The sequence below is a fragment of the Cupriavidus sp. WGlv3 genome (assembly GCF_023952475.1).
Classification (GTDB): Bacteria; Pseudomonadota; Gammaproteobacteria; order Burkholderiales; family Burkholderiaceae; genus Cupriavidus; species Cupriavidus phytorum.
Genome location: NZ_JALHRX010000028.1, coordinates 1 through 12,656 on the forward strand (window position 1 = coordinate 1; position 12,656 = coordinate 12,656).

Consider the following 12,656-nt stretch of genomic DNA (forward strand, 5'->3'; position numbering starts at 1 on the left):
AACCTTGGAGCCTGCCACGATCGCCACCAGCGGGCGTGCCGGCTGGCCCAGGGCCTTGCCCAGCGCGTCGATCTCGGCGGCCAGCAGCGGGCCGGCGCAGGCGATCGGCGCGTACCTGGCGATGCCGTGGGTGGTGGCTTCGGCGCGGTGCGCGGTGCCGAAGGCGTCGTTGACGTAGACATCGCACAGACGGGCCATCTTCTGCGCCAGTTCGTCGCTGTTCTTCTTCTCGCCCTGGTTCATGCGGCAGTTCTCCAGCAGCACCACCTGGCCGGGCGGCACCTGGAAGCCGCCCTCGATCCAGCCGGACAGCAGCGGCACCTGGCGGCTCAGCAGTTCCGACAGGCGGCGCCCCACCGGCGCCAGGCTGTGGCGGGGGTCGGGATGCCCTTCCTCGGGCCGGCCCAGGTGCGAGGTGACCATCACCGCGGCGCCCGCCTGCAGGCAGGCCGCGATGGCGGGCACGGAAGCGCGGATGCGGGTGTCGTCGGTGATCTGTCCGGCGGCGTCCTGCGGGACGTTGAGGTCGGCGCGGATGAAGACGCGCTTGCCGGCCAGCCCGCCATGGGCGAGCAGCGCGGCCAGCGTGTGCGGCGCCGGGGATTGCGGTAGCGCGTGCGCAGCATGGGATTCGCTCATCATGGCCTCCTGCTAGCGGGCACTGGCCAGCGCCACCGCGGTATCCAGCATGCGGTTGGAGAAGCCCCATTCGTTGTCGTACCAGGCCGAGACCTTGACCAGCGTGCCGTTGACCTTGGTCAGGGTGGCGTCGAAGGTGGACGAAGCCGGGTTATGGTTGAAATCCACCGAGACCAGCGGCGCCGCGTTGTAGTCCAGGATGCCCTTGAGCTCGCCCTGCGCCGCGGCCTTCAGGATGCCGTTCACTTCCTCGACGGTGGTGGGCCGCGCGGCGACGAAGGACAGGTCGACCAGCGACACATTGATGGTCGGCACGCGCACCGCAAAGCCATCCAGCCGTCCGTCCAGTTCCGGCAACACCAGCCCCACCGCGGCGGCGGCGCCAGTCTTGGTGGGGATCATCGACATGGTGGCCGAGCGCGCGCGGCGCAGGTCTTCGTGGTAGACATCGGTCAGCACCTGGTCGTTGGTATAGGCATGCACCGTGGTCATCAGGCCGTTCACCACGCCCAGCTTTTCATGCAGCGGCTTGACCAGCGGCGCCAGGCAGTTGGTGGTGCACGAGGCGTTGGAGATCACCGTGTCGGCCGCCTTCAGCACGTGGTGGTTCACGCCATAGACGATGGTGGCGTCGACGTCCTTGCCGCCGGGGGCGGAGATGATCACCTTCTTCGCGCCGCCCTTCAGGTGGGCCGAGGCCTTGTCCTTGGTGGTAAAGAGGCCGGTGCATTCCATCACCACATCGACGCCCAGCTCGCCCCACGGCAGTTCGGCGGGATTGCGCTGGGCCAGCACGCGGATGCGGTCGCCGTTGACGCGGAACGCATCGCCGTCGACCGCGACTTCGCCGGGAAAGCGCCCGTGGACGGTGTCGTACTGGGTCAGGTGGGCATTGGTCGCCGCGTTGCCGAGGTCGTTGATGGCGACGATCTCGATGTCGTGCCGCTTGCCGCCTTCATAGTGGGCGCGCAGCACATTGCGGCCGATGCGGCCATAGCCATTGATGGCAACCTTGATAGTCATGCTGTCTCCATGTCGTTGTCTTGAATCCTTGCGTGCGTGGCCCCGTACGGGCAGAAGTTCAGGCGGCTGGCGCCAGCCGTACCGGCGTCAGCAGCGCCGGCAATGCCTCGAGCGAATCGATCAGCGCATCCGGACCCAGCGCGGCCGGCCCGTCGCGGCCGGCGTAGCCATAGCGCACCAGGCAGACCGGCATGCCAGCCGCGCGGGCCGCCTGCACGTCCACCGGTGAATCCCCCACCAGCACGCCGTGCGCGGGATCGACGTCGAGCAGGCGGCAGGCATGGCGCAGCGGCTCCGGATCCGGCTTCATCTGCGCAATCGAATCGCCGGCGACCAGCACCTCCAGGTAGTCGGCCAGGCCGGTCATGGCCAGCAGCGGCACCGCCAGCGCGCGCGGCTTGTTGGTCACGCAGGCCAGGCGATAGCCCTCGCGCCGGAGCGCGGCGAGGCCGCTTTCCACGCCCGGAAACACGGTGCCGAGACGGCCATTGGTGTCGGCATAGTGGCGATGGAACAGCGCCACCGCGTCGGCGGCGTCGACGCGCGTGGCGAGTTGCGCGGTCTCGAGCACGCGCCGCACCAGGTTCGGCACGCCGCGCCCGATAAAGCCGGCCACGGTGTCGAACGGCAACGGTGGGCTGCCGAGATCGGCCAGCATCAGGCTGGCGGCGCCGACGATATCCGGCGCGCTGTCGACCAGCGTGCCGTCGAGGTCGATCAGCACCGCGGTGCAGGGCATGGCATTGATGGAATGGATGGAGTGGGTAGTCATCACGCATCCTCCAGCACGGCCAGCGCGGCCGCCGTGACATGGTCCGGTGTCAGGCCGAAATGCTGGTACAGCGCCTCGGCGGGCGCCGACTCGCCAAAGGTATCGAGGCCCAGCGCCCTGCCCCGCTCGCCCACCACGCCGCGCCAGAACCAGGTGCCGCCGGCTTCGATGCTGACGCGCGGCACGCCCGGCGGCAGCACCGCGTCGCGGTACGCCTCGTCCTGCGCGTAGAACAGCTCGACGCAGGGCATCGACACCACGCGGGCGGCGATGCCGGCGTCGGCCAGCTGCGCGGCCGCGCGCATCGCGATTTCCACTTCGGAGCCGGTGGCGACCAGCACCACGCGTGGTGCCGGTGCATCGCGCAAAACGTAGCCGCCGCGCGCGATCGCGTCGCGCTGCGCCGCATCGCGCGCGAACGGCGTCAGCGCCTGGCGCGACAGCACCAGGCAGGTCGGGCCGTCCTCGCGCCGCAGCGCGGCCAGCCAGGCGCACGCGGTTTCGGCGCCGTCGCAGGGGCGCCAGACCCGGTTGTTGGGAATCAGCCGCAGGCTGGCGGCGTGCTCCACCGGCTGGTGCGTGGGGCCGTCCTCGCCCAGGCCGATGGAGTCATGGGTCAGCACGTGGACCACGCGCAGGCGCATCAGCGCGGCCATGCGGATGGCGTTGCGCGAGTAGTCCGAGAAGGTCATGAAGGTGCCGCCGTAGGGGATCAGCCCGCCGTGCAGCGCAATGCCGTTCATGACCGCGGCCATGCCGAACTCGCGCACACCGTAGCTGACGTAGTTGCCATGGCCGGCATGGTTGACCCAGACCGAGGCCTTGACATTGGTCAGGTTGGAGCCGGTCAGGTCGGCCGAGCCGCCGAGCAAGTCGGGCAAGGCGGGCGTCAGCGCCTCCAGGCACAGCTGCGAGGCCTTGCGCGTGGCGAGCTTGTCTTGCAGCGGCGATGGCGAATCCAGCAGCGCCAGCAGTTGCGCATCGAAGCCCTCGGGCAGACGCCCGTGCACGCGCCGCACGAATGCATCGGCCAGTTCCGGGTAGGCGGCGCAATAGCCGGTGAAGCGCGCCTCCCATTCAGCCTCGCGCGCGGCGCCTTGCGCGCGCGCATCCCAGGCATCGGCCACGTCGGCCGGCACCGTGAACGGTGGCGCTTCCCAGCCCAGCGCGGCGCGCATCGCGGCGATCTCGGCCGCGCCCAGCGGCGCGCCATGCACGTCGTGGCCGCCGGCCTTGGCCGGCGCGCCCTGGCCGATCACGGTGCGGCAGCAGATCAGCGTGGGCCGGTCGCGCTCGGCCTTGGCCGCATGCAGCGCGGCATCGATGGCATGCGCGTCGTGCCCGTCGACGCCGGCGATCACATGCCAGCCGTAGGCGGCAAAGCGCTGCGGCGTGTCGTCGGCAAACCAGGCGGCCACGTCGCCGTCGATGGAAATGCCGTTGTCGTCGTACAGGCAGATCAGCTTGCCCAGCCTGAGCGTACCGGCCAGCGAAGCGGCCTCGTGGCTGAGCCCTTCCATCAGGCAGCCATCGCCGAGGAACACATAGGTGTGATGATCGACGATGTCGAAGCCGGGCCGGTTGAAGGTGGCGGCCAGCAGCTTTTCCGCCAACGCCATGCCGACGGCATTGGCCAGCCCCTGCCCCAGCGGCCCGGTGGTGGTCTCGATGCCGGGCGTCACGCCCACTTCAGGATGGCCCGGCGTGATTGCGTGCAGCTGGCGGAACTGCCGCAGCTGCGCCATCGGCAAGTCATAGCCGCTCAGGTGCAGCAGCGCATACAGCAGCATGGAGGCATGGCCGTTGGACAGCACGAAGCGGTCGCGGTCGGGCCAGGCCGGGTTGGCCGGGTTGTGGCGCAGGTGGCGCCGCCACAGGACTTCGGCCATCTCGGCCATGCCCATCGGTGCGCCGGGGTGGCCGGAGCTGGCCTGCTCCACCGCGTCGGCGGCGAGAAAGCGCAGCGCGTTGGCGCAGCGCGCCGCGGAGTCGATGCGTTCGGGTGCGTTCATCTCGGCTCCTTACTGGGTCGCGCGCTTGCGGCGTTCCATCATGCGCAGCACGAAGGGCGTGAAGATCAGCTGCATGGCCAGTTCCATCTTGCCGCCCGGGACCACGATGGTGTTGGCGCGCGACATGAAGGAGTCGTGGATCATGCTCAGCAGGTACTGGAAGTCGATCCCCTTCGGGTTGGCAAAGCGGATCACCACCATGCTTTCATCGGGCGCGGGAATTTCGCGCGCGATAAAGGGGTTGGAGGTGTCCACGCACGGCACCCGCTGGAAGTTTACGTGCGTGCGCGAGAACTGCGGGCAGATGTAGTTCACGTAGTCCGGCATACGGCGCAGGATGGTGTCGGTCACGGCCTCGGTCGAGTAGCCGCGCTGCTTCTTGTCGCGCCACAGCTTCTGGATCCACTCCAGGTTGATCACCGGCACCACGCCGATCAGCAGGTTGGGATACCGCGCGACATTGACCTCGTCGGTCACCACGCCGCCGTGCAAACCCTCGTAAAACAGCAGATCGGTGTCTTCCGGCAAGGGCTCCCACTGCGTGAAGGTGCCGGGCTCCTGCCCGAACGGTGCCGCTTCCTCCGGGCTGTGCAGGTAGTGCCGGTGCATGCCGGTGCCGGTTTCCGAATAGGAGCGGAACAGCCCCTCCAGCTCACGGAACAGGTTGTTCTCTTCGCCGAAGTGGCTGAAGTTCATGTTGCCGGTGCGCTCGGCCTCGGCCATCTTGATCTTCATCTCGGCGCGGTCGTAGCGGTGGAAGCTGTCGCCTTCGATCACCACCGACTTCACGCCCTCGCGCCGGAAGATGTTTTCGAAGGTACGGGTCACCGAGGTGGTGCCTGCGCCCGAAGAGCCAGTGATGGCGATGATGGGATAACGTTCTGACATGGCAGGTGCCTCAGGCGGACGCGCGGAACAGGCTGCGCTCGTTGAACAGGGGATTGGGAAGCTCGGGGTCGGTCTGCTCGTTGTGGTAACGCTCGATCCGCTCCACTTCATGGCGCGAGCCGAAGATCACGCCGATGCGCTGGTGCAGCGCGCCGGGCGCCACCGACATCAGCGCCTGGCGCCCGGTGCTGGCGCGCCCGCCGGCCTGCTCCATCAGGAACGCGACCGGGTTGGCTTCATAGAGCAGGCGCAATCGCCCCGGCCTGGCGGGATCCCTGGTATCGCGCGGGTACATGAAGACGCCGCCGCGCATCAGGATGCGGTGGGCCTCGGCCACCATCGACGCGATCCAGCGCATGTTGAAATCCTTGCCGCGCGGCCCGGTCTGGCCGGCCAGGCACTCCGACACGTATTGCTTGATGGGCGCCTCCCAGAAGCGGCTGTTGGAGGCGTTGATGGCGAATTCCCGGGTATCGGCGGGCACGCGCAAGTCCGGGTGGGTGAGGAAGAACTCGCCCAGGTTGGGATCCAGCGTGAAGCCATTGACGCCGTTGCCCACCGTCAGCACCAGCATGGTGGTGGGACCATAGAGCGCGTAGCCCGCCGCCACCTGCGCCGTGCCGGGCTGCAGGAAGGACTGCTCGGTGACGTCGGCGGTGCCCTCCGGCGCACGCAGCACCGAGAAGATGCTGCCCACCGAGACATTGACGTCGATGTTGGAGGAGCCATCGAGCGGATCGAACACCAGCAGGTACTTGCCGCGCGGGTAGTGCGACGGGATCTGGTACGGCGCCTCCATTTCTTCCGAGGCCATGCCGGCGAGGTACCCGCCCCACTCGTTGACGCGCAGGAAGGTGTCATTGCTGAGCACGTCCAGCTTCTGCTGCACCTCGCCCTGCACGTTGATGGCGGCGCCGGCTGCGTCGGGGCCGCCGGCCCTTCCGTGCAGGCCGCCCAGCGCGCCGAAGGCCACGGCGCGCGCAATCTCCTTGCAGGCCATGGCGACATTGAGGATCAGGCCGTTGAAGCCGCCGCTGGCGTCCGGGTAGCGGCGGCGCTGCTCGATCAGGAACTGCGTCAGGGTCATCCTTTGCACTTCAGGCATGACAGGTCTCCTCTGGATTGGCTATGTGTTCTTGTGGGGTGCCGCATGCCCGCTACGTGGCGGCGGCCTCGCGCAGGCGCCGCAGGATGCCCGCGTAGCCGCCGTCGACATCCGGCGCGCCGAACACGGCGCTGCCGGCGACGAAGGTGTCGGCCCCCGCGCGCGCGATTTCGGCAATGTTGTCGGCCTTGACGCCGCCATCGATCTCCAGCCAGACCGGCCGCCCGCCGGCGGCCTGCTGCCGGTCGATGCGCGCGCGCACCTGGCGCACCTTGTCGAGCACGCCGGGGATGAAGGCCTGGCCGCCGAAGCCAGGGTTCACGCTCATCAGCAGCACCAGGTCGAGCTGCTCCAGCGTGTGGTCCAGCCAGCCCAGCGGCGTGGCCGGGTTGAGCACCAGGCCAGCCCTGCAGCCGTGGTCGTGGATCAGCCCGATGGTGCGGTCCACGTGGCGGCTCGCTTCCGGGTGGAAACTGATGATCCCTGCGCCGGCGCGGGCGAAAAGCGGGATCAGTGCGTCCACCGGCTCCACCATCAGGTGCACGTCGATGGGAATGGAAACCAATGGCCGGATCGCCTCGCATACCATCGGCCCGATGGTCAGGTTGGGCACGTAGTGGTTGTCCATCACGTCGAAGTGGATCAGGTCCGCGCCGCCGGCCTCGACCGCGCACACCTCTTCGCCCAGCCGCGCAAAATCCGCCGACAGGATGGACGGCGCGAGGCGGACGGCCCGTTGGTCGTTGCTATGCATGTCAGGCTGCCTCGAACAGGGTGCCGCGATGCCAGTTGCGCAGTGCGCCCAGGTCAACCCAGCGCTGCGCCGCGCCCGGCAGCTGCTGCGGCAGCGGCTGCCCCGGATCGCCCAGGTGCGGCAGCACCAGCAGCGCGCCGTCGAAGCGCTCGTGCGCGGTGTAAGCGCTGGGTGTGACCAGGGTGGCAATGCCGGCCGCCTGCGCGGCACGCAGTCCGTTCTCCGAATCCTCGATCGCCACGCAGTCCCCGGCTTCCAGGCCGAGGCGTTCCAGCACGGCCAGGTAGACATCCGGCGCCGGCTTCTTGATGGCGGTGGTGCCGGCGTTGCCGATCGCGGCAAAACGATCGCGCCAGTGCCGGCCCAGCGGCACCCGCAGCAGCGCTTCGAGATTGGCCGGCGTGGTGGTGGTGGCAATGGCGATGGGCACGCCCGCGCGGCCGGCCTCGTCGATCAGCCGGGCAATGCCCGGGCGCAGCGGCAGCTGGCCGCTGCCGACCAGTTCGGCGTAATGGCGGGTCTTGACGGCATGCACCGCGTCGATCGTTTCCGCGACCTTGCAACCGCGCGCCTCTTCCGGGTCGACCATGCGCCAGTAATGCAGCAGCCGCTCCTTGCCGCCGGCCACCCTGAGCAGGCGCGTGTAGAGGGCTTCGTCCCAGCACCAGTCCAGGCCGACTTCGGCAAAGGCGGCATTGAAGGCCCGCAGGTGCGCGCGCTCGGTATCGGCAAGCGTGCCGTCGACATCGAAGATCAGGGCTTTCATGGCTTACTCCGCGGCCTGAGGCTGCGAGAACACGCGGCTGGCGAGCAGGTCGCCGGCGGTGATGGTGGTCAGGGCACGGTCGTCCACCGCCGTGCCGGGCTGGTCCAGCAGGCGCGAGGCATGGCGCAGACGCGCGCGGTCGAGCGCATTGCGCACGCTGCGCGCATTGGCGAAATGCGGTTGCGCCATGCGCCGGGCCAGGTAGTCGGCAAACACGGCCCGGCTGTCGTCGTCGAACTGGTACTGCATCTCGTCGAGCATCAGCCCGGCGATGCGGCGCAGCTCGTCGAGCTGGTAGTCGGGGAAATCGATATGGTGGGCAACGCGCGACGACATGCCCGGGTTGGACTCGAAGAAGCGGTCCATGCGGTCCTTGTAGCCGGCCAGGATCACCACCAGGTCTTCGCGGTGGTTCTCCATCACCTGCAGCAGGATCTCGATCGCCTCCTGGCCATAGTCGCGCTCGTTCTCCGGGCGGTAGAGGTAGTAGGCCTCGTCGATGAACAGCACCCCGCCCATGGCCTTCTTCAGGATCTCCTTGGTCTTGGGCGCGGTATGGCCGATGTACTGGCCGACCAGGTCGTCGCGGGTCACCGCCACCAGGTGGCCGCGCCGCACGTAGCCCAGCTGGTGCAGGATCTGCGCCATGCGCATGGCCACGGTGGTCTTGCCGGTGCCGGGATTGCCGGTGAAGCACATGTGCAGGCTGGGCGCGCCCGCGCTGAAGCCGCGCGCGGCGCGCAGCTTGTCCACCAGCAGCAAGGCGGCGATATCGCGGATGCGCGCCTTCACCGGCTTCAGCCCGATCAGCTCGCGGTCGAGCTGGGCCAGCAGTTCGGTGATGCCCGAGCTGGCCAGCGATTCGGCAAGAGAGCCGGGCGCGGCTGCGGGAGGCTGCAGCGGCGCAATGGTTTCGGGTGCGGACATGACGGCTCCCTGAGAGTCAATCGATCAATCGGTTCGCAAAATTCGAGGCGCAGCGTCCCCCCGGCGCGCGGCGATCAGGCCGCGCGGCCGCGGGAGTGCAGCGTCAGGAAATCACTGGCGGCAGCGCCGTGGCGGCGCTGCGCGGCTCAGCCGGTGCCGCTCAGTAGCGGCTGCCCTCGGGCCGGGCCTGCACCGCGTAGCTCTCGATCGAGTAGCGCAGCGTGCGGCCCGGCTCTTCCTGCCGCACCAGGCGGAAGCCCGGCTCGTCGGCGGGACGATTGACGATGAACGACATCACCACCGATTCCACCGTATGCGTCGAGTCGAAGGCCGTGACGCGGATGTAGTGGTTGGGGAAGGTGCTGCGCGCGTTGTTGATCTCCAGCAGGATGCCGGCGGCATCGCGCAGGTCGAACATCGGCAGCCCGAACATCTCCCAGTAGGTGTTGCGCGGATGCGGGTCGTCGGTGTACTCGATGCCGACCGCCCAGCCTTTGTTCAGGCAGTATTCGAGTTGCTTCGTGATCTGCTCGTCAGTCAGTTCGGGCAGGAAGGAAAAGGTGCCTTGAGTGATACGCATGATGTCCTCTCGTTCTGTGGTGTTCGCGGTGGTGGCATCCAGCCAGGGTCAGGCCACCGTGGCGGTGGGCACGAAGTCCGAGGTATCGGTCGGCGTGTAGTTGAAGGTGATATCGCCCCAGGTATCGAGCGCGGCGCGCAGCGGCCCGCACCAGCGCGCGGCATCGCGCAGGATCTCCGGCCCTTCGTTGAGGATGTCGCGCCCCTCGTTGCGCGCCAGCACCATCGCTTCCAGCGCGACGCGGTTGGCGGTGGCGCCGGCCTGGATCCCTTGCGGGTGGCCGATGGTGCCACCGCCGAACTGCAGCACCACGTCATCGCCGAAGAGACTGATCAGCTGGTGCATCTGGCCGGCATGGATGCCGCCCGAGGCCACCGGCATCACCTTGCGCAGCGAGGCCCAGTCCTGGTCGAAGAACAGCCCGCGGGTCAGGTCGGTATGGGTGTAGGCGTCGCGGCAGACGTTGTAGTAGCCCTGCACGGTCAGCGGATCGCCTTCCAGCTTGCCCACCGCGGTGCCGGTGTGCATGTGGTCCACGCCCGCCAGGCGCAGCCACTTGGCGATCACGCGGAACGACACACCGTGGTTCTTCTGGCGCGTGTAGGTGCCGTGGCCCGCGCGGTGCAGGTGCAGGATCATGTCGTTCTGGCGGCACCAGTTGCTCATCGACTGGATGCAGGTCCAGCCCACGATCAGGTCGACCATGATGATGACCGAGCCCAGCGACTTGGCGAACTCCGCGCGCCGGTACATCTCTTCCATGGTGCCGGCGGTCACGTTGAGGTAGCTGCCCTTGACCTCGCCGGTGGCTGCCGAGGCCTTGTTGACCGCGTCCATCACGAACAGGAAGCGGTCGCGCCAGTGCATGAAGGGCTGCGAGTTGATGTTCTCGTCATCCTTCATGAAGTCCAGCCCGCCCTTCAGGCCCTCATACACCACGCGCCCGTAGTTGCGGCCCGACAGGCCGAGCTTGGGCTTGGTGGTGGCGCCCAGCAGCGGGCGGCCGAACTTGTCCAGGCGCTCGCGCTCGACGATGATGCCGGTCGACGGGCCGGCGAAGGTCTTCACATAGGCCACCGGGAAGCGCATGTCCTCCAGCCGCGCCGCCTTGATCGGCTTGAAGCTGAACACGTTGCCGATGATCGAGGCGGTCAGGTTGGCGATCGAGCCTTCCTCGAACAGCGACAGGTCATAGGCCACGTAGCAGAAGAACTGCTCCGGGTTGTTCGGCACCGGATCGACCCGGTAGGCCTTGGCGCGGTACATGTCGCACGCGGTCAGCCGGTCGGTCCATACCACCGTCCAGGTGGCGGTGGACGATTCGCCGGCCACCGCGGCGGCCGCCTCGACCGGGTCCACGCCATCCTGCGGCGTGATGCGGAACAGCGCCAGCAGGTCGGTGTCCTTGGGCTCGTAGTCCGCGTCCCAGTACCCCATTTCCTTGTACTTCATGACGCCGGCGTCATAGCGCTTGCGCGGCTTGGCTTGGACCGGTTCGGGTGCGTTCATGCTTGTCTCCTTGCGTGGTTGAGCGTTCGTGGCTGCTGCGTTGATGCAAAGATATAAGCGCCCCTCTATAAGGTAAATTCAGATATTCTTAGTCACCGCATAAGCAATCCCTTAAGTGCGCGCCAGAGCGCACATACCGGGACAGACGAAAAGCCGCCCCCACTGCCCATGTCCTTCCTGCGCGCCCTCACCCTTCGCCAGTTGCAGATCTTCGTCACCGTGGCCAGGCACGCCAGCTTCGTGCGCGCAGCCGAAGAGCTGCACCTGACCCAGCCGGCGGTATCGATGCAGGTCAAGCAACTGGAATCCGTGGTGGGGCTGTCGCTGTTCGAGCGCGTCGGCCGGCAACTGACGCTGACCGAACCCGGCGACCGCCTGCTGCACCATGCGCTGCGCATCCTTGGCGAGGTCAAGGACGCAGAGGAAGGACTGCAGGCCGTCAAGGACGTCGACCGTGGCTCGATCACGATCGGCCTGATCAGCACCGCGAAGTACTTCGCGCCCAAGCTGCTGGCAGGCTTCACCGCGCTGCACCCGGGCGTGGAACTGCGCATCGCCGAAGGCAATCGCGAAACCCTGTTGCAGCTGCTGCAGGACAACGCCATCGACCTCGCCCTGATGGGCCGCCCGCCGCGCGAGCTGGACGCCGTCTCCGAACCCATCGCCGCGCATCCGCATGTGCTGGTGGCCTCGCCGCGGCACCCGCTGCACGACGCCGCGCAATTCGATTTGCAGGAACTGCGCCACGAAACCTTCCTGCTGCGCGAACCCGGCTCAGGCACCCGCACCGTCGCCGAATACATGTTCCGCGACCACCTGTTCACGCCGGCCAAGGTCATCACGCTGGGCAGCAACGAGACCATCAAGCAGGCAGTGATGGCCGGCATGGGCATCGGCCTGCTGTCGCTGCACACCATGGCGCTGGAGCTGCGCACTAGCGAGATCGCGGTGCTGGATGTCACGGGCACGCCGATCGAGCGCATCTGGCATGTCGCGCATATGGCCAGCAAGCGCTTATCGCCGGCGGGGGAGAGTTGCCGGGCTTATTTGCTGGAGCATGCGGCGGAGTTCTTGGGCAAGGAGTTTAGTGGGCTGTTGCCGATGAGGCGTGGGGGGCGGTGAAGGTCATGCCATGCACAGGAGCGTGCGATCATCGCTACCCGGGCGCGTTACAGACCGCTCCATTTCACCGTTAGTCCTGACAAACATCACCGACCTCAACCGGAGGACAGTACGATGACGAAATACCTGATCTCGTTTCCTGCAACGGCGATGAAAGTTCCGGCCGACGAGCTTGCCGCCGTGGGCGAAGCTGCGCGCGAGGTCATACGCGAGGCGAAGGCTGCAGGCGTGTATGTGTTCGGGGGTGGTATCAACGCGGATGCCGCACCGCTCATGGTCGCCTCGGACGGCACGTTCACAAACGAAACCTATCCCCAGACGAAGGAGTTCGACGGGGGCTTTTGTGTCCTGCAGCTCCCATCGCGCGAAGCCGCTATCCTGTGGGCTGGGAAGATCGCCAAAGCTTGTCGCTGCTCGCAGGAACTACGGGAGTTTGGGGATGACCCTGAGAGTTGAGAGGCAAGGCTCGTCCCGCTGCGATCAATGACACGCGTGTGCCTTGCGCTCAGTGCATCGATATTGCGCTGCCTCCAGATATGCCTTGCCGGCTAACCGGCAA

At 67.5% G+C, this 12,656-nt stretch carries 13 protein-coding genes; 2 read left to right on the plus strand and 11 right to left on the minus strand.

Translation table 11 applies throughout. The features are described from left to right. The 11 genes from pgk to MKD38_RS27730 all read right to left on the minus strand — a co-directional run. Positions 1-642: phosphoglycerate kinase (gene pgk / locus MKD38_RS27680; protein WP_252682128.1), on the minus strand; the 642-nt coding region annotated here is incomplete at its 3' end. A gap of 9 nt (positions 643-651) precedes the next feature. Beyond that, positions 652-1,662, minus strand: a complete 1,011-nt coding sequence (gap, locus tag MKD38_RS27685) for a type I glyceraldehyde-3-phosphate dehydrogenase (protein ID WP_252682130.1) — start codon at positions 1,660-1,662, stop codon at positions 652-654. 58 nt (positions 1,663-1,720) lie between these two features. Continuing rightward, complete coding sequence (gene gph, locus MKD38_RS27690; protein WP_252682132.1) at positions 1,721-2,434, minus strand: phosphoglycolate phosphatase; 714 nt, start codon at positions 2,432-2,434, stop codon at positions 1,721-1,723. Further along, entirely contained in the window at positions 2,434-4,446 is a 2,013-nt protein-coding gene (tkt, locus tag MKD38_RS27695; RefSeq protein ID WP_252682134.1) for a transketolase, read from the minus strand. The genes gph and tkt overlap by 1 nt, the downstream gene beginning before the upstream one ends. A gap of 9 nt (positions 4,447-4,455) precedes the next feature. Then, the gene (locus tag MKD38_RS27700) at positions 4,456-5,334 is read right to left on the minus strand and encodes a phosphoribulokinase (RefSeq protein WP_252682136.1); all 879 of its coding nucleotides are present in this window, start codon (positions 5,332-5,334) and stop codon (positions 4,456-4,458) included. A 10-nt stretch (positions 5,335-5,344) separates the two neighbouring features. Next, on the minus strand, positions 5,345-6,439 hold the full coding sequence (locus MKD38_RS27705) for a class 1 fructose-bisphosphatase (RefSeq protein WP_252682138.1): 1,095 nt from the start codon (positions 6,437-6,439) through the stop codon (positions 5,345-5,347). A gap of 52 nt (positions 6,440-6,491) precedes the next feature. Beyond that, positions 6,492-7,193, minus strand: coding sequence for a ribulose-phosphate 3-epimerase (gene rpe / locus MKD38_RS27710; protein ID WP_252682140.1), 702 nt, complete (start codon positions 7,191-7,193; stop codon positions 6,492-6,494). A gap of 1 nt (position 7,194) precedes the next feature. Then, the gene (locus tag MKD38_RS27715; protein ID WP_252682142.1) at positions 7,195-7,959 is read right to left on the minus strand and encodes an HAD family hydrolase; all 765 of its coding nucleotides are present in this window, start codon (positions 7,957-7,959) and stop codon (positions 7,195-7,197) included. Positions 7,960-7,962: 3 nt separating this feature from the next. Next, on the minus strand, positions 7,963-8,886 hold the full coding sequence (gene cbbX, locus MKD38_RS27720) for a CbbX protein (protein WP_252682144.1): 924 nt from the start codon (positions 8,884-8,886) through the stop codon (positions 7,963-7,965). Between the two features lie 160 nt (positions 8,887-9,046). Further along, entirely contained in the window at positions 9,047-9,466 is a 420-nt protein-coding gene (locus tag MKD38_RS27725; protein ID WP_252682146.1) for a ribulose bisphosphate carboxylase small subunit, read from the minus strand. 48 nt (positions 9,467-9,514) lie between these two features. After that, a complete protein-coding gene (locus MKD38_RS27730; protein WP_116380493.1) occupies positions 9,515-10,975 on the minus strand; it encodes a form I ribulose bisphosphate carboxylase large subunit in 1,461 nt (486 codons plus the stop codon). A gap of 168 nt (positions 10,976-11,143) precedes the next feature. Here MKD38_RS27730 and MKD38_RS27735 point away from each other — a divergent pair, with 168 nt between their 5' ends. Both MKD38_RS27735 and MKD38_RS27740 read left to right on the plus strand, forming a co-directional pair. Then, positions 11,144-12,097 carry a LysR family transcriptional regulator gene (locus tag MKD38_RS27735; protein WP_252682148.1) on the plus strand — a complete coding sequence of 318 codons (954 nt, stop codon included), beginning with the start codon at positions 11,144-11,146 and terminating at the stop codon, positions 12,095-12,097. A 114-nt stretch (positions 12,098-12,211) separates the two neighbouring features. After that, positions 12,212-12,553 (plus strand): YciI family protein, encoded by a 342-nt coding sequence (locus tag MKD38_RS27740; RefSeq protein WP_252682150.1) that lies wholly within the window; start codon positions 12,212-12,214, stop codon positions 12,551-12,553. The last annotated feature ends 103 nt before the right edge of the window (positions 12,554-12,656 follow it).